This window comes from Paenibacillus canaveralius (assembly GCF_047238265.1).
Lineage (GTDB): Bacteria > Bacillota > Bacilli > Paenibacillales > NBRC-103111 > Paenibacillus_F.
This window is the reverse complement of the sequence record NZ_JBDFMM010000001.1, coordinates 437,010-453,479: the sequence shown is the minus strand read 5'-3', so window position 1 is coordinate 453,479 and position 16,470 is coordinate 437,010. Positions and strand designations below refer to the sequence as shown.

Here is a 16,470-nt window from a genome sequence, read left to right as displayed (position 1 = left end):
GCTTTATGCATCCGGTTTGCTCAAACACTCCATACACTCGGTTTATACTCTATGCATCCGGCTTGCTCTATACACTCCATACACTCGATTTATACTCTATGCATCCGGTTTACTCAATACACTCCATACATTCGGTTTATACTCTATGCATCCGGTTTACTCAATACACTCCATACATTCGATTCGCGCTTGATGCCGCTTACTTGCCCGATGCCTTTCGCTTTGCTCTATGCCGCTCCCCTTACTCCAAGGCAAGACAACCGGTTGCTCTGGGTAATGCCCCTCAGGCCCCCCGCAGCCTCGGCTAATCCTTGAGGTAGTCCAGCAGCAGCTCCTGCAGCTCGCCCACGGCCGATGTCCGCAGGCTGTACCCCGTGACGGTTTCTCCCGCCACATGGGCTTTGAGCAGACCCGCGCAGCGCAGGCTGAACAGGTGCTCGTGGGTAATCCCTTTCGATATGCCCAGGTACCGCACCACCTCGATAAAGCTATGGGGTTCGCTGCGCAAAAAACGGAGGATCCGCAGGCGGCTTTTCTCACTCAGACTGCGGAGCATCCGGTACAATTTCGGCGACGGCCCTTCCTCGTGGTCGTGTCCCGGCATAACGGCCGGATATTGGCAAAGGGTGACGGGGCCATAGCTGTAAAACACATTTCCCGGCACAAAGTGGAACTGCGGCGTCAAAACGACCTTCTCCAAGCTCCCTCCCGGCTCGAAATACATCCCGCCCGTCGTCTGCTCCGCCAATTCGTCGGCGCCTATCCGCCCGATGAGCGCGCGGTTTTTCTCCGCGTCCGCTTCAAGGGCGCTTAAGAGGCCGGGTTCGACCTTAGCGAAATACTGGCTGTTCCACTCCGACAGAAGATGGACAAACTTGTCCCGCACCGCCTGCATGTCGGCCGGAAAGTTCTGGATGTAGGGCGACAGGAGAACGTACAGATCCCCGAGGGACAAGCCTTCGAGCCACCGGAGAAAAGCCGGTACGCTTTGCTTTTCCGGAGACAAGTAGGCGAAAAGAAAAATCAGCCGCCATTCCGGCGACAAATCCGTCGAATCGAGCTCATCCCGGAAACCGCCGGTCAGTCCCGAACGGATTCCGGGAGCCCAGTCGGGGCCGAGATCGATTCTTTTATACCAAATCTTGCACAGATACGTATGCAGACTGACGATCAATTCGTTCGCAGGCTGAAACGAAAATTCAACTTCATAAGCCAATGCCGTTCACGCTTCCCTTCGAACCCAGGCTATAGTTGTCTGGTTGCCTGTACTGTATGCGCCCATTCAGAGGAGGGCGGCCAAACAGCTTGCACGAGATACCCGGACGGGTCTTCCACCTAAGTATACGGACTGCTAGAAGCAAGTGTACATGGCGTTAAACCAAATGGCAAGCGACATAATGCTCGCCTCCGACGCTGCGGTATTCGGGAACGGCTTCTCTGCATACCGGCTTGGCGAACGGACACCGGGTATGAAATTTGCAGCCTGAGGGCGGATCTACCGGACTTGGAATGTCTCCGGTCAGTACGATTCTTTCCCGGCGGATTTCCGGATCGGGAATCGGGATGGCTGAAAGCAGCGCCCGCGTGTACGGATGAAGCGGATTCGCGAACAGCTCGTCGCGCGGAGCCAGCTCCATCAGGGAACCGAGGTACATGACGCCGATCCGGTTGCACAAATGCTCGACGACACTGAGATCGTGGGAAATAAACAGATAGGTCAGATCTTTCTGATCGCGCAGATCGCTGAACAGATTAATAATCTGAGCCTGAATGGACACGTCCAGCGCGGATACCGGCTCATCGGCGACGATGAAGTCCGGGTTCAGAATAAGCGCCCGCGCTATGCCGATCCGCTGTCTCTGCCCGCCCGAGAACTCGTGCGGAAACCGGTCGATATGATGCGGAGCCAGTCCGCATACCGACATGATCTCCAGCACCCGCTCGCGGATCTCCGCCTTCGAGGCGAGCCCGTGGTCCAGCACGGCTTCCCCGATGGCGTCCCCTACCCGGATGCGGGGGTTGAGGGAGCTGTAAGGGTCCTGGAAAATAATCTGCATGTCTGTGCGGAGCGTGCGCATCTCCGGTTTGGACAGAGAGAAAATTTCGCGGTCTTTGTAGATTACTTCGCCGGCCGTTTTATCCGTCAGACGGAGGATGGCCCTGCCGGTGGTGCTTTTGCCGCTTCCCGACTCTCCGACGAGGCCGAAGGCATCCCCCTTGTTAATCGTGAAGCTGATATCGTCAACCGCCTTGACGTGATTCACCGTCCGGTTCAGAAAGCCGCCGGAAACCGGGAAATATTTTTTCAAGCCTTTGACTTCAAGCAGTTTCGTACTCACCGCACTCCCTCCTCGTATAACCAGCAGGCCGTTCTGTGGCCCGCGCCCGTCTCCAGCATCGGAGGCTGTTTCGTACGGCAGATCTCCATGCAGTGCTCGCACCGGTCGCTGAAATAGCAGGATTCCTGCAGATCCACCAGCTTCGGCACCTGCCCCGGAATCGTGTAGAGCCGTTCCTTGCGCTGGTTCACGACGGGCTTGGCCCGCAGAAGCCCCTGCGTATACGGGTGCTTCGGATTGCGGAACAGATCCAGCATCGGCGATTCCTCGATGACCTGGCCGGCGTACATGACGACGACATGGTCGGCCATCTCCGCCACGACCCCCAGATCGTGCGTGATCAGCAGGATCGAGGTGCGGCGCTCTTCCTTGATCTTGCGCAGCAGATCGAGAATCTGCGCCTGGATCGTCACATCGAGCGCCGTAGTCGGCTCGTCGGCGACGAGCAGCCGCGGGTTGCAGGAGAGTGCGATGGCGATCATGATGCGCTGCAGCATCCCGCCGCTCAGCTCATGCGGGTAGCTGTCGTAGATGGACTCGGCGCGTGCGATGCCGACCATCGTGATCAGCTCCAGCGCCTGCTTCTTCGCCTGCTTCCGGGAGACGAGCTGATGCTCGATAATGGGCTCGATCATCTGCTCGCCCACGGTGAGCACGGGGTTAAGCGACGTCATCGGCTCTTGAAAGATCATCGCGATCTCATTGCCGCGCAGATGGCGGATGTCTTTAGGCCCCGCCTTCAGCAGATCCTTGTCGTCGAACCAGACTTCCCCCGCGACCGTCTTCCCGCCCGGTTCCTGGACGAGCCTCATCAGCGACATCGCGGTTACGCTTTTGCCGCAGCCCGATTCGCCCACGATGCACAGCGTCTCTCCCTCTTTCAGGCTCAGACTGACGTTGTCTACGGCTTTCACCGTTCCTTCGTCGGTATAGAAATGCGTACTCATCTGTTTAATTTCAAGCAATGGTTTGTTCATTACGCTCACCTGCTTTTCATTTTCGGATCCATGGCGTCTCTCAGACCGTCACCGAGCAAATTCACGGCAATGACCGTGATAAAGATGGCGAAGCCCGGAGGCGCCCACAGCCACGGCCGCTTCTGGAAATCGATCAGCGAATTGGCCGCGTCGATCATGTTCCCCCAGGAGGCCGTCGGAGGCACGACGCCGAGCCCGAAATAGCTCAGCGTCGACTCGCCGATGATCGCCCCGCCCACCCGCAGCGTCGCGACGACGATCAGCAGCGGAACCGTATTCGGCAGCAAATGGTGGAACAGTTTGCGCCGGTCCCTCAGGCCGAGGGCATCCGCGGCCTGGATGAATTCACGCTCGCGCAGGCCCAGAATCTGGCTGCGCACCATCCGGGCGAGTCCCGGCCAGCCCACCAGGCTGAGCATGATCATGACGATATACAGCCGGTAATCGGACGGCACCTTCCATTCGGACAGGACGGCGCCCATAATGAACAGCATCGGCAGTTCGGGAATCGTCATCAGCACGTCGGCGACGCGCATAATGACTTGATCGACGATTCCCCGGTAAAAGCCCGCGAGAATGCCGAGCACCGATCCGATCAGGACGGACAGCACCATGGAGGCGAGGCCCACCGTAAGCGAGATCCGGCCCGCCTGCATAAGCCGGGTCAGAATGTCGCGGCCCAGCTGGTCCGTACCGAGCCAGTGCTTCAAACTCGGCGGCGCCTTGATCAGACCGGCGTCCACTTTGCCGGAGCTGTACGGCGAGAAAAACGGACCGATGAAGCAGAGCAGAAATATAAATATAAGAACGCCCAGACCGAGCATTGCCATCTTGTTCTTCCTCAGCCTCAGAAACGACTGTTTCCACAAAGAAGACTTGGGAGCCGACGGCTGTACCGCGGCCGGATTTAACGGATGTTGAGCGGTGACTGACATGCAAGAGCCCTCCTATTTCAATCTTACGCGCGGGTCCGCCACGCGGTAGAGCAGATCGGCGATGAGATTGCTGATCACGGTCAAGGTCGCGATAAAGATCGTGAACCCCATCAGAACCGGATAGTCCCTTACGGAAAATGCCTGCATGTACACCTGCCCGATTCCCGGCCAGTTAAAAATTTTCTCCGTGATGATCGCGCCTCCGAACAAGGAAGGAATCTCGAAGCCGAGCAGGGTGATGGCAGGCAGCAGCGCATTGCGCAGCGCGTGCTTGTAGACGACCGTCTTCTCCTTGAGCCCCTTGGCTCTGGCGGTCCGGATAAAATCCTGCTTGATGACCTCAAGCAGATTCGTCCGGAAATACCGGGTCAGCGAACCGACGCTGAGCATCGTCAGAACGGCGACCGGCAGAGCCATGTGGCGGATAACTTCCCATATGTAGGCAAGGCCGGACGACGTGCTGCCGGTCGTGATTTTGCCTCCCGGCGGAAACCAGCCGAGGTCGACCGCAAGCAGCTTAATAATGAGCAGCCCTACGAAAAAAGCCGGAAGCGACATGGCGGCGAAGACCAGAAACGTAATCAGGGCATCAAACCAGGAATACTGCTTCGTAGCCGAGAAAACCCCGATCGCTATCGCGATCAGCCACGTGAAAATCATCGAGGTGAACGCGATCAGAAAAGAATTGCCGATAAAACTGACGACCAGCGAGGTCACCGACTGCTGATACTGCAGCGAAAAGCCCAAATCGCCCTTCAGCAGATTGCCCAGCCAGATAAAATATCGCTCGACGACCGGCTTATCCAGGCCGTACAGCTCTTTCAGCTCGATCTTGCGCTCCATCGACAGCTTCGGATTGGAATCGACGAAGTCGCCGGGCGTCAGCGCATACAGCATAAAAATAAGCATAGAGGCCCCGATCAGGGTGATCAGCATATAAATCAATCGTTTGATTACATAAGACTTCATTGTGTACCTCCCAAGAAAGATGCCCAGCCTGTGAGCTGGGCATGACTCTTTCCGCTATTGATGGATGGAAAAGACTACTCGATCTTCAGCTTAGGCAGGTTGGAGGAAATCCCCGTGTAGCCGTTCGGTTGGAAGCCTTGGACTCTCGCGTTATGCGCGGAAATGATTTTCCGGTACGTCAGGAAAATAAACGGCGGATCGTCGGACAGTTCCTTGTACAGCTCTTTATAAGTCGCTTTTCTCTGCTCGATGTCAAAAGTGGAAATCCCCTTCTCGATCAGCTCATCCACTTTCGGATTCGCGTAGCCGTTCGTATCGGTAAAGCTGCTTTTGTTCTTGGAGTAGAAACTGATGACCCCGTCGGACGGATCGGCCAGCAGCGTGGTCGAGAAGGAAGCCAGATCGTGATCGCCTTTGCTTGTTCTCGCCAGCAGGGCGTTGTAATCCATCAGTTCGGTTTCGAACTGGATGCCGATGTCTTTATAATTCTCTTTGGCAATCGGAACGAGCACGTCGCTGAGAGCGCCTTTCGTCGTGAAGTAATGAGCGACCAGCTTCGCGCCGTCTTTCTCCCGGATGCCGTCCGCTCCCGGTTTCCAGCCCGCATCGTCGAGCAGCTTCTTCGCTTTTTCCGGATCGAACTTGAACGTATTGACGCCGTCCTCGGTATAAGCCCAGGAAGCGGGAGAAATCGGTACGTTTGCAACCTGTCCGTAGCCTTGGAAGGCGGCTGCGACGATTTTCTCACGGTCGAGGCCGTAAATGAACGCCTGCCGGACGTTTTTATCTTTAAAAATCGGTTTGCTGTGATTGAATTTGATAAAGCTGTAAGCCGTCGACGTATAAATGTTTACGTTCGCGTAGCCGAGACCTTTGAGAAGCTCCAGGCTGTCGTCGTTGGCCGGATAAGAACTGTAATCCACTTCCCCGGTCTGGAAGAACTGGGTTGCGTCGCCGGAGGTCGTTTTATATATAAAATGTTCCACGGCCGGCTTGCCGCCGAAGTAGTTTTCATTCGCGATGAAGCGGACTTCCTGTCCCGGAATGAATTTCTCCAGTTTGTACGGGCCCGTTCCTACCGGTTTGGAATGAAGTGTTTTTATGTATTCGAGATTGCCCGGCGTGTAGTTTTTGCCGTAGTAGGCTTTGGACAGCACCTGGCCGCCCAGCAGCAGAAGCGCTCTTGCGTTGGCCTTCTCCGTCGTGATCTCGATCGTTTGCGGATCGGTGACTTTGATGCCTTCGATTGTGGAGGCTTTGCCCTCTTTGTAGGCCTGACCGCCTTTAACGGCCGTTTCCGTAATATCGGTTTCGCCGTCGTAAGCTTTGTCGTAGAGCACGCTCAGGGTGAACGCTACGTCATCCGCGGTCAACGGGGAACCGTCGCTGAACTTCAGGTCTTTCTTAAGATGGAACGTATACTTCAACCCGTCCTGGGAAATGTCCCATTTCTCGGCCAGCGCCGGGATCGGCTTGCCGGTTTCGTCGATGTCCACCAGCGGCGAGAACATGACGGAGGTTACGTTGCCGTCGTAGCCGTTGTGATAGAAGTAAGGATTGAACACTCCGCCAGGCTCCGTGAGTGTAACCACGACGGTATCTTTCCTGGCTGTTGCGGCGGCCGGCGATTTGGATTTGTCGGTAGCGGCAATGAACTGATCCGCGCCGGTCTGCTGCTTGGCCTGATCGTCCGTTTTCGGCGCTTCCGAGGCGCCCGGTGTCCCGGAACTGCTGCAAGCCGACAAGGCCAGTGAAGCGGCCAAAATCAGACTGACAGCGTATGAAGCTCTTTTTTTCATGATATAGTTCCTCCCCGTTTTTCGGCTGCATCCCATCCGAATGCTAATTTCTTAATATCCCATTGGTTAAGTAGGGATTAATCTTATCGCCATTATAGGAGGATTTTTTGGTTCTGTAAATAGGGAACTTAAAATTTTTTCTCCGAAAACAGTACCAATAAACCGTTTTCACATTTTATGTCCGCTTACGGCGTTTGACGCCTCTGTAAAAGCACGCAAAAAAAGACGCCCGGCCGGTAAGCCATGCGTCTTTCTTTTACCGGCAGGCGGCCCAAGAAGGGTTCGCCTGCTTATTCGATTTGCGGGGCGGTACTTGTCCGAAGCTCGTTCGTGACACGTGTCCGAAGCCGGCGTTTCTTCGCCTGTTTCCCGCTTGTTCCCGGCACAATTTTATCCCGCGGCCTCTTCTGAACCCGGCGCGAGCTTGCTTCCGCTCCGGAAAGTCACCGCCAGCAGCTTATGTACGAAATCGGCGGCCAGCAGCGTCACCGTCAGCCCTGCCAGAGACAAGGCGACGGCGAGCGGTACGTCCCAGACGCGGGGAGTCTCCGTAAAAAAGGGGATCAGGGAGACGGCGAGAATCGGAGGCGCGTTCCATTTGACCTTGTTCAGCCAAATGATGATCAGCGTATTGACGAAAAGCGCCCAAATGCCGGGAACGAGGTAATAAATCACGGTGCCGACGACCGTGGCCAGCACAGCTCCCGCCGAAATGGAAGTCATCGCTTTCGCGTTGAACGGACGGGAAATAAACAGAAAGCTGAAGGCCCCCAGGGCGGGGAAGAACAGTCCGTGCATGGCCGGGTAGTGCTTGGAAGCCCCGTAGACAAGCATGATGTAGAGCGCTACACCGATTATTTTCATATTCATGACGAGCTGTTCCTTTCTCAAGCGAAAGACACCAAGTCCCGGAAGCGGGCTTGATGTCTTCCTCTCCTTTATTCGCTATTAGCAAGGATTTGTGGAAGGTTCACGAGTTTCTTTGAAGTTCATATTCATTCTGATGCAGCTCTTTGATCATGGTTCTCAGAAAGCTGCTTTCCTGCATACCGAGACCTTTCGTATTGTCTTTTGCAATCATGTCTCCGATGGTACGCTTTAAAATCTCACTGCGTCTTCCCAACATTTTCGCATACGTCAATCCAAGTCACTCCCGGTTCGTTTATTTCGTGTGTAAAACACTCTTCTAAGTATATAGAACGAAGCCGGTTTTGGAAAACGGACTCAGCTCCCCTGACGCAGGCTTACCCGTACTCAACCCCGAAGAGCCGTACTGAGCGGGAAAGTTCGGAAACATCCTCCCGTATCCTCCCCTATCCTGCCGCGAATCACTAGGGACGGGACGCAGGACGAGCCTGGTTTTACTCAAGGCCGTTTCTCAGCCGTTCCACAAACGTTCTGGAAACCCGCGAGAAATGGCGTCCTTCCGAGCGCACCCAGCCCAGATAAACCGGCTGGCCCGCCATGAATTCCAGCTCCGCCGTCATCATGTTGACTTCCGTGAACAAGGGAGCCCATTCCCGCCGGAAGGAATAATCCATCCCCACGGTGACCGCGTTCTGTTCTTCCACCGCCTTGCGGATGGCGTCCGTGTTGTTCGTCGTGAATAAAATGTCTACCTCGCCGTGCTCCGCGGCGAACCGGTTCATAAACCACCGCACGTATTCGTCGTTATACAATACGACGGGCTGACTGCGGAGCATGTCCGGTGTAACGGCTCCCCGGTAAGCCAAGGGGGACTTATCGCTCATGCCGACGACCATCTTCCCTTCCAGCAGCCGTTCGAAGGCCAGTCCTTCGCTTTTTTTGAGCAGACTTTCGAACAAAATGATAAAGCCGATGTCCAGCCGGTTGTGGCGGATATCATCGAGAATTTCCTGTGAGCCTTTCTCCGCGATCTCCATCCGCACCAGCGGGTAGTCTTTCTTAAACCCCGCGACGGCATCGACCAGAAGAGACATCGGGCCCGGAATGGTTCCCATCCGAAGCTCACCGCTCAGCGTCTCGCCCCAGCCCCGCGCGGCTTCTTTGAGCTCGTCGAGCTTGCTCAGCACTTCGAATGCTTTGCTGACGATCACCCGGCCTTCGGCCGTCGGAACCGCTCCCATCCGCGAGCGTGCGAACAGAACGACTCCGAGTTCGCTTTCCAGGTGAGTAATGGACTGGCTGACTGCGGACAAAGAGACGTGCAGATTGCGCGCGGCGCTTGTGATCGAGCCCGTTTTCGCCACTTCAACGATATATTCAAGCTGCTCCAGATGCAAAAATTCCGCCCCCTTCCTTAAGCACGGCTTAAGTATAGCTTACTAAGTTTAAATAGTTCTATAGGAATAAAAGAGATACAATAAAAGCAAGATGATGAGGACTTGCCCGGGTGGCAGGACCTCTTTGAATTTCACGGCCCTTAATGACCGTTCACCCTACTTGAGAAACGGAGAGATACCTCATGAGATTTACCGATAAAGTAGCTATCGTAACCGGCGGCGCCAGCGGAATCGGGGAAGCGACGGTCCGCTTGTTTGCACAGGAAGGCGCAAAAGTCGTTATCGCGGACTTTTCCGACCGCGGTCAGACCGTAGCCGACGAGCTGAAAGCGGAAGGCCGCGACGCCCTGTTCATCAAAACCGACGTCACGAAAGAGGACGACGTTAAACATATGGTTGCCGAAACGGTCAAACAATACGGCAAGCTGGATATTTTATTTGCCAATGCGGGCATTGCCAAAGACGGCCCCGCGGACAAGCTGAGCTGGGAAGCCTGGCAGAAGACCATCGACATCAACCTGTCGGGCGTCTTCCTCAGCGACAAATACGCGCTGGAGCAGATGCTCGCCCAGGGCACCGGGGGCGCGATCGTAAACTGCGGCTCCATTCACAGCCATGTCGGCAAAGCCGGCGTCACCGCGTACGCCTCCGCGAAAGGCGGCGTGAAGCTGCTCACGCAGACGCTGGGCATCGACTATGCGCAGCACGGCATCCGCGTGAACGCCGTCTGCCCCGGCTATATCGACACGCCGCTGATCGCCGGACGCACCCAGGCCATCACGGACCACCTGACGGCGCTGCATCCGATGGGACGTCTCGGCAAGCCGGAAGAGGTCGCGAAAGCGGTGCTGTTCCTCGCCAGCGACGACGCCTCCTTCGTGACCGGCACGACGCTGCTCGTGGACGGCGGATACACCGCGCAGTAACGCGCCCGCACGGCTTTCCGGGCTGATATTTCCCGGCGGGAAGTATCAGACGGGGTTCATAAACCTCCTTAACCGTATACGGTTAAGGAGGTTTTTTGCTGCCGGGCCGGGGCTGCCGGGCCGGGGCTGCCGGGCCGGGGCTGCCGCACAAAAAGGCTCACACCCGCTAATCGGGGTGAGCCCTTTTGTGGCGCGGCACCCAGCCGCAGGCGCCTCTGCGCCTTCGCAGGAAGCATACAGCCTCATGCTCTGCTTTTCGCGGCTAAGCTTCTTCGTGCTCGTCCATGAACGGTTTGTTCACGTAGTGGTACATAACCGCCATCAGAATACCGCCCCCGATAAGGTTGCCGAACGTCACCGGAATCAGGTTATGGAGAACCCCGCCCCAGGAGATCGTATCCGGATGCTCGACCACCAGCGCAATTGCAAACGTACACATATTGGCAATGCTGTGCTCGTAACCGGAAATGAAAAAACAGAAGACAAACAGCATCATGGCGAACAGCTTAGCACCGTCCCCTTTGAGCGACATCGGAATAAAAAAGGCCAGACACACGAGCCAGTTACAAAGAATCGCCCTGAAAAAAAGTTCAAGCGTAGGCGCGTTCATCTTTTTCTCCGCCACGCTGAGCAGGAATCCGTTCACGTCGTGCTCCCTGAAAAGCCCCGTCGCCAGAATGAGCAGCGCGAACGCCACGGCACCGAGAATGTTGCCTCCGTAGCTTGTCAGCCATAACCGGATGACCTCCGGCCAGCGGAGCTTCCGCCTTAATGCGGCAAACGTATAGTAGAACGTATTTCCTGTAAAAAGATCCCCTCCGCCGTACGAGATCAAAATAATCGCGGCTCCGAAAGTAATCGCGGCCATCGGATACGTGAACGGGGAATGCTCCAAATAGAAAAAGCTTCCCGTCTTGAACGCGACGATCACCCCGAATCCGATAAACATGCTCGCCAGCGCGGAACGGGATAAATAGCGGAGTTTGCTCTGCTTGTAAATTTTCATTTTTTTCATGGCCAGCTTCTCGACTTGCAGCAGCGGCTGTACTTCCATAACCCGGTCTCTCCCTTCCCGGTGTCTTCACCCGTTGTTGATATTTTCCATTCCTATGTAGCTTATTATGAATTGTCTTTTTAATAAAGGGCTATATAAGAACTCGTGCCGGGCTATTATTCCGGATAAGAAATAATAATATAAAATCTAACCAGTTCATCCGTAGAATTGCTATACATATGTTCGGTATTCGCGTTAAATTTAATCGTTTCATCGGGGGTTAATTCAAACTTCTCCCCTTGAACATCGAGTGTAAGTACACCGCGTTGGATAAGTACATATTCCTCGCCCAGATGCTTTTCCGAAACATGACTAAAACCCGGTTTCAAGTCTACCGTGAAAACTTCAAACTTTTTGTCCGGATTAAAGGGGAACATAGAATAGACGAGATAATTCCCATCATCATCGATCAAAGGGTTCAGCTGGTTTATGTTTATTTTTTCGATTTGCGGCTTATCCGTTTCCTTTAAAAAAACGGAAAAAGATACGTGCAGCCCGTTGGCAATTTTCCAGAGAGTGGTGACAGTCGGATTCGATTTCCCGTTTTCGATTTGAGCCAGCATCGCTTTACTGACTCCCGTTAATTCCGCCACGGTGTCTAGGCTCAATCCTCTTTTTTTTCTCAATTGGGCAAGATTATGGGCGATAACCTTCTGAATAAACTCCATACAACATCTCCTTGACTCTCTTTTTCGTTTAATATAGCATACAAATATACAATATAACATACAAAAAAGGTGAGGAAATTATGCACGAATTGGCTCATGAAATGACTACCGAAGAAAATCTCCCTACCTTCTCCCAAGGCGTAAAAGATTGCATTCCGACTTTATTCGGCTATATCAGTATCGGAATTGCCATGGGCATTGTCGGGGTATCATCCAATCTAAGTATACTAGAAGTTACCCTCTTATCGGCATTGGTTTACGCCGGAGCGTCTCAATTCATTATTTGTGCATTACTCGTTTCGGGAAGTCCCGTTTCCGTCATTCTATTTACGACTTTCGTTGTAAATCTGCGGAATTTTTTATTGAGTATGGCGTTGGCTCCCCGCTTTGCAAACTATTCTTTATTAAAAAATATCGGGGTCGGAGCGTTCGTAACGGATGAATCGTTCGGTGTAGCCATGAACAAGATTGCCAAAGGAGAACCGGTCAATGTCCAATGGATGAACGGACTGAATGTAACCGCGTATATCTTCTGGGTTTTATCTTGTATGTCGGGGGCTTTCTTCGGCAAATGGATTTCAAATCCCGAAGTATTCGGTCTGGATTTTTCTTTGACCGCTATGTTTTTGGCGCTGCTTGTTTTGCAATTGCAAACGGTTAACAATGAAAAGTTGAAGTTTTATTTAACCTTAATTATTTATGTCGTTATATTGATGCTGGTTCTGTGTATGTTTGTTCCTTCTTATGCAGCCATCATTTTATCAACGATTATTGCCGCAACTATCGGGGTGGTACAAGACAAATGAGTATTGGGACCTCCTTTTTATTGATCATTTTAGGGTGTACCGCCGTAACTTTCCTTCCAAGAATTATCCCGTTTATCGTAATAAGAAATATTAATCTTCCGAAAATTGCAGTTAAATGGCTTTCGTATGTTCCCGTTTGTATTTTTACCGCGCTTATCGTCGAGAGTTTCATTAAGGAAGATGAATCTTTGCTGGCGATTGACTGGAGCGTTCTCACGGCTATCGTACCGACTCTTGCTGCGGCCCTATGGACGAAAAGTTTATCCGTTACGGTTATAGTCGGAATAGTGTGTATGGCTGCTGTCAGGTTCTTGATCTCATAAAATCCGATTCTTCTATTTTTATATAACCTTCTTGTCATTTGCCTCATAAAAAAAGGATAGGACAAACAAAAATTTTGTTTGTCTCTATCCTCTTCTTAAATTCTCTTCTCTTGTTACAAGTTACACGTGTCTTAGGGCTGAATCAAGCTTCCGGCAAAATACCGGGCCGGACTTCAAGCCGACAATGGCAGAGCGGTTATTCCGCCGCGCTTTAAGCCGCTTACTCTACCCAGGTTTTGCGCAGCTCGTCGAACTTGCCCTGCAGCTTCATTTCGTCCATCCATACGTCAAGGTAGTTCTCGAAGATGGTGTCTCCGCGCTGGATCATGAACGCTTTTTCGCTCTTCGTGAACGTGTTGTCGGACAGAGCGGCATAGAGGCGCTTGTCTTTCTTCGCGTAGGTCAGAGCTTCGATGTTGTCGGTGATCATCACATCATACGTTCCGTCGGCAACTAGGCCCGGAATGTCGAGGTTGTTCTGAACAACGGTCACGTTGGCGTTTTTCAGGTGTTCGCGTACGAACACTTCGTTCGTGCCGCCCGGATTTACGCCGATTTTTACCGTCGGTTTGTTGATGTCTTCAACGGATTTGTACTTGTCCTTGTCTTCCAGACGGATCAGCGGGGACTTGCCGAACGTGATGTAGCCTTCCGTCATCTGGGCTTTCTTCTGACGATCGGTGTTGCGCGTTACGCCGCCCACGGCGATATCGAACTTGTCGGCCAGCATATCGGCCATCATGTTCGGCCAGGAAGTCTGCACGAAACGTACTTCCACGCCAAGGCTTTTCGCCAGCTGCTTCGCCGCATCGATGTCATAGCCTTCGTACTGTTTCGTTTCCGGATTGAGGTAAGTGAACGGACGATAGTCGCCTGTCGTACCTACACGGATATATCCTTGAGCCACGATTTGATCGAGGCGGGATTCGTATTTTTTCTTGTGTTCTTTTTTGAGTTCTTTTGCTTCGTTGTTGTCCTGTGCCGCAGTCGCTACCGGAGCTACCGCATGAGACACGCTGATTGTCGAACCGACCGCAATTCCTCCCGCAAGCAGGGATACTGCGAGTGCCCCTTTTACCCATACGCCTGTCATGCTCTTCAACTGTTTCATCGTTCAATCGTCTCCATTTCTATTGGTTGTGTAAAAAAATGTGCAGCCGGAGATTTTCCGCAGCCGGGAGTTTTACAAGGTAAACTTGCGCAATTCCTCCCGCAGCTGCTTCATCATGCTGTCGAGTGAATGCATGGAACGGGCCATGTCCTCCATCGCCTGGAGCTGATCCCGCGTGGCGACCGCGACCTTCTGCGAATCGTCCGACGTATGCTTCGCGATTCCCTGCATCTCGTCTACGGATGCGGAAACCTCTTCCGCACCTGCGGACATTTCCTCCGATGCGGCCGACACTTCCTGGATATTCGCCGCCACGTGGCGGGACGAGGAAAGAATGTGCTGGAATTTCTCGCGCACTTCTTCGATCAGCTTGAGGCCGTCCTGGACGTTGCGGTCGCCGGCCGACATCGCATCGACGACATAGTCGGTCTGTCTGCGAATATCGCCGAGAAGAACGGAAATCCGGCCTGCGGAGTCTTTCGACGCCTCGGCGAGCTTCTTCACTTCCCCGGCGACGACCGCAAAACCGCGGCCGTGTTCGCCGGCTCGTGCCGCCTCGATGGACGCGTTCAGCGAGAGCAGGTTAATCTGCCCGGCAAGTCCGGTAATCGTGTCCACGATACCGGAGATTTCGCCGGAGCGCTCATGCCACTGCTCCGCCGCCTGCAGGGCACGGGTCGTGCCGCTGCTGATCTCGGTCATCTGGCGCACCGTCTGCTCGACGACCGCGGCTCCCTCTTCGGCCTCGCGGGCCGCATCGGTAGCGGCTTCGGCTACGGTCGCGGACGTTTCCGCGATGCGGACGATCCCGCGCGACATCTCGCCCATGGAGATCGTCACTTCGTGCGAGCTGCCGGCCTGCGCTTCCGCGCCCTGCGCGATCTGGGTAATCGCTTCGTTGGTCAGACGGCTGGAATCCGCCGCAAGGTCGATCCGCTTGGCAAGATCGCTGCCCAGCTGAAGCACTTCGTTCGATGACTTCGACACGCCTTCGATCAGCTGCTTGAGATGACCGACCGTCTGATTGAAATCTTGAGACAGAACCGCGATTTCATCATTTCCGAGTACCTCGACGGCATTGCTGAGGTTGCCTTCCGCCACAAGCTTAACGGCTTTGTTAAGACGCGCGATCGGACGGACCAGCCGTGCGGCGAAGAGGTAAATCAGCCCCACCGCGACAACGAGCGTGCCGAGCGAGATCAGCACGAGCTTGGTGGACAATTGGGTGACCGGAGCAAAAAGTTCGGATTCGGGAGCGGTGATGAAGATCCCCCACTTGAGTCCGGTAGGAGCGTAAGACACGTATTTCTTGTCTCCGTCCGTCGTGTAAGCGGATGTTCCGCTTTCCCCCGCGATGATTTTCTTATAAGCGTCTTGAAGTTCCGGGATCGGGATATCCGATACGGATGCCTTCAGAATCATTTCTTTGTCCGGATGCCATAAAAATTTGCCGGTTTTACTGATCAGATAGGCATAGCCCGTCTGCCCGAATTTTTCCTCCGAGACGTACGTCTGGATTTCGTTGATCGGGATGGTCGAGCCCGCGTAGCCGATCTGTTTCTTGTCCTTCATGATCGGCACGATCAGCGTCACGATGTTATTGCCCGTCCGCTTGGAAACGATCGGCTCGGAAACGACGATCTTGCCTTCGCCCTTGCCCGCTTCCTGGTAGTGGACGCGGTCGCTGACGTCCGTAACTTCCCCTTTGAAGTTAACGACGTTCTTGCCCGTCAAATCATGGGAAAAGAAAAACGTCTCGAACTCGGGATACTGTTTCTGCGCCTGCTGGATCACTTTCAGATCCTGCTCCCGGCTTCCATCTTCCGAAAGCAGCCTGGTGACCGTTTCCACAATCGCGATTTTGTTCTCGAAAAACTTGTCGAGCTTCATGGCCAGCTGCTTGGATTGCAGGGCGGATTCCCTGTCCAGACTCGTGCTCAGCATTCTGGAAGCCGTTAAATAACTCGCCGTGTATACGGCAGCCAAACTGACAATCAGAATCAGGCACATCAACCAAATCAGTTTTTGCTTAAGGCTGTTGAACTTCAATAGAGCCTTCATATTCACCGTCTCCCCTCCTCTTCCGTTATGTCGTACCCATCCGTTATCCGGTATGATCCGCCGGATCGTTGCCGGCCTGCCAACTCTCCAGTCGTCTCCGGATTTATCGGTCTTCCCCGCAAGGGAAGCCCTATTTTTATATCGGCTGAAAGTCCTGGTTTTTTATACCTATTTTCGATAATAATTTAGAATTTTTTGTTGATATTTGTTGAACAATGTTTGTTTATACCCATTTATT

At 53.7% G+C, this 16,470-nt stretch carries 16 protein-coding genes; 3 read left to right on the top strand and 13 right to left on the bottom strand.

Annotated elements, in window-relative coordinates; genetic code table 11:
- Positions 1-304: 304 nt before the first annotated feature.
- The 9 genes from ABC395_RS02030 to ABC395_RS01990 form a co-directional block, all read right to left on the bottom strand.
- Positions 305-1,216, bottom strand: coding sequence for an ArsR/SmtB family transcription factor (locus ABC395_RS02030; protein WP_413000370.1), 912 nt, complete (start codon positions 1,214-1,216; stop codon positions 305-307).
- Positions 1,217-1,373: 157 nt separating this feature from the next.
- Entirely contained in the window at positions 1,374-2,339 is a 966-nt protein-coding gene (locus tag ABC395_RS02025) for an ABC transporter ATP-binding protein (protein ID WP_413000369.1), read from the bottom strand.
- Complete coding sequence (locus tag ABC395_RS02020) at positions 2,336-3,316, bottom strand: ABC transporter ATP-binding protein (RefSeq protein WP_413000368.1); 981 nt, start codon at positions 3,314-3,316, stop codon at positions 2,336-2,338. The genes ABC395_RS02025 and ABC395_RS02020 overlap by 4 nt, the downstream gene beginning before the upstream one ends.
- A 5-nt stretch (positions 3,317-3,321) precedes the next feature.
- Entirely contained in the window at positions 3,322-4,251 is a 930-nt protein-coding gene (gene opp4C / locus ABC395_RS02015) for an oligopeptide ABC transporter permease (RefSeq protein WP_103996591.1), read from the bottom strand.
- Positions 4,252-4,263: 12 nt separating this feature from the next.
- The gene (locus ABC395_RS02010; RefSeq protein ID WP_413000367.1) at positions 4,264-5,220 is read right to left on the bottom strand and encodes an ABC transporter permease; all 957 of its coding nucleotides are present in this window, start codon (positions 5,218-5,220) and stop codon (positions 4,264-4,266) included.
- Between the two features lie 74 nt (positions 5,221-5,294).
- Positions 5,295-7,019 carry an ABC transporter substrate-binding protein gene (locus tag ABC395_RS02005; RefSeq protein WP_413000366.1) on the bottom strand — a complete coding sequence of 575 codons (1,725 nt, stop codon included), beginning with the start codon at positions 7,017-7,019 and terminating at the stop codon, positions 5,295-5,297.
- 390 nt (positions 7,020-7,409) lie between these two features.
- On the bottom strand, positions 7,410-7,889 hold the full coding sequence (locus tag ABC395_RS02000) for a hypothetical protein (RefSeq protein WP_413000365.1): 480 nt from the start codon (positions 7,887-7,889) through the stop codon (positions 7,410-7,412).
- Between the two features lie 100 nt (positions 7,890-7,989).
- The gene (locus ABC395_RS01995) at positions 7,990-8,160 is read right to left on the bottom strand and encodes a hypothetical protein (protein ID WP_326052232.1); all 171 of its coding nucleotides are present in this window, start codon (positions 8,158-8,160) and stop codon (positions 7,990-7,992) included.
- 220 nt (positions 8,161-8,380) lie between these two features.
- Positions 8,381-9,283 (bottom strand): LysR family transcriptional regulator, encoded by a 903-nt coding sequence (locus tag ABC395_RS01990; protein WP_413000364.1) that lies wholly within the window; start codon positions 9,281-9,283, stop codon positions 8,381-8,383.
- A 182-nt stretch (positions 9,284-9,465) separates the two neighbouring features.
- Between ABC395_RS01990 and ABC395_RS01985 the strand changes: the two genes are divergently transcribed.
- Positions 9,466-10,209, top strand: coding sequence for an SDR family NAD(P)-dependent oxidoreductase (locus tag ABC395_RS01985; RefSeq protein WP_103996596.1), 744 nt, complete (start codon positions 9,466-9,468; stop codon positions 10,207-10,209).
- Between the two features lie 262 nt (positions 10,210-10,471).
- On the opposite strand, the gene ABC395_RS01980 is transcribed toward ABC395_RS01985, so the two are convergent.
- Positions 10,472-11,263, bottom strand: a complete 792-nt coding sequence (locus ABC395_RS01980) for a formate/nitrite transporter family protein (protein WP_413000363.1) — start codon at positions 11,261-11,263, stop codon at positions 10,472-10,474.
- 116 nt (positions 11,264-11,379) lie between these two features.
- The gene (locus ABC395_RS01975; protein WP_413000362.1) at positions 11,380-11,931 is read right to left on the bottom strand and encodes a helix-turn-helix domain-containing protein; all 552 of its coding nucleotides are present in this window, start codon (positions 11,929-11,931) and stop codon (positions 11,380-11,382) included.
- Between the two features lie 80 nt (positions 11,932-12,011).
- On the opposite strand from ABC395_RS01975, the gene ABC395_RS01970 reads away from it, so the two are divergent.
- Positions 12,012-12,737, top strand: a complete 726-nt coding sequence (locus ABC395_RS01970; RefSeq protein WP_413000361.1) for an AzlC family ABC transporter permease — start codon at positions 12,012-12,014, stop codon at positions 12,735-12,737.
- Complete coding sequence (locus ABC395_RS01965) at positions 12,734-13,060, top strand: AzlD domain-containing protein (protein ID WP_413000360.1); 327 nt, start codon at positions 12,734-12,736, stop codon at positions 13,058-13,060. The genes ABC395_RS01970 and ABC395_RS01965 overlap by 4 nt, the downstream gene beginning before the upstream one ends.
- Before the next feature lie 220 nt (positions 13,061-13,280).
- Here ABC395_RS01965 and ABC395_RS01960 read toward each other — a convergent pair whose 3' ends face one another.
- Positions 13,281-14,171 carry a transporter substrate-binding domain-containing protein gene (locus ABC395_RS01960; protein WP_413000359.1) on the bottom strand — a complete coding sequence of 297 codons (891 nt, stop codon included), beginning with the start codon at positions 14,169-14,171 and terminating at the stop codon, positions 13,281-13,283.
- 72 nt (positions 14,172-14,243) lie between these two features.
- Positions 14,244-16,232: a methyl-accepting chemotaxis protein gene (locus ABC395_RS01955; RefSeq protein WP_413006670.1), complete on the bottom strand. Its 1,989-nt coding sequence runs from the start codon at positions 16,230-16,232 to the stop codon at positions 14,244-14,246.
- Positions 16,233-16,470 lie beyond the last annotated feature (238 nt).

Coding starts and splice junctions, on each gene's coding strand:
- ABC395_RS01985 (WP_103996596.1), top strand. CDS start 9,466: ATGAGATTTACCGATAAAGTAGCTATCGTAACCGGCGGCGCCAGCGGA.
- ABC395_RS01970 (WP_413000361.1), top strand. CDS start 12,012: ATGCACGAATTGGCTCATGAAATGACTACCGAAGAAAATCTCCCTACC.
- opp4C (WP_103996591.1), bottom strand. CDS start 4,251: ATGTCAGTCACCGCTCAACATCCGTTAAATCCGGCCGCGGTACAGCCG.
- ABC395_RS01955 (WP_413006670.1), bottom strand. CDS start 16,232: ATGAAGGCTCTATTGAAGTTCAACAGCCTTAAGCAAAAACTGATTTGG.
- ABC395_RS01965 (WP_413000360.1), top strand. CDS start 12,734: ATGAGTATTGGGACCTCCTTTTTATTGATCATTTTAGGGTGTACCGCC.
- ABC395_RS01980 (WP_413000363.1), bottom strand. CDS start 11,263: ATGGAAGTACAGCCGCTGCTGCAAGTCGAGAAGCTGGCCATGAAAAAA.
- ABC395_RS02000 (WP_413000365.1), bottom strand. CDS start 7,889: ATGAATATGAAAATAATCGGTGTAGCGCTCTACATCATGCTTGTCTAC.
- ABC395_RS02020 (WP_413000368.1), bottom strand. CDS start 3,316: ATGAACAAACCATTGCTTGAAATTAAACAGATGAGTACGCATTTCTAT.
- ABC395_RS02010 (WP_413000367.1), bottom strand. CDS start 5,220: ATGAAGTCTTATGTAATCAAACGATTGATTTATATGCTGATCACCCTG.
- ABC395_RS01960 (WP_413000359.1), bottom strand. CDS start 14,171: ATGAAACAGTTGAAGAGCATGACAGGCGTATGGGTAAAAGGGGCACTC.
- ABC395_RS02005 (WP_413000366.1), bottom strand. CDS start 7,019: ATGAAAAAAAGAGCTTCATACGCTGTCAGTCTGATTTTGGCCGCTTCA.
- ABC395_RS01975 (WP_413000362.1), bottom strand. CDS start 11,931: ATGGAGTTTATTCAGAAGGTTATCGCCCATAATCTTGCCCAATTGAGA.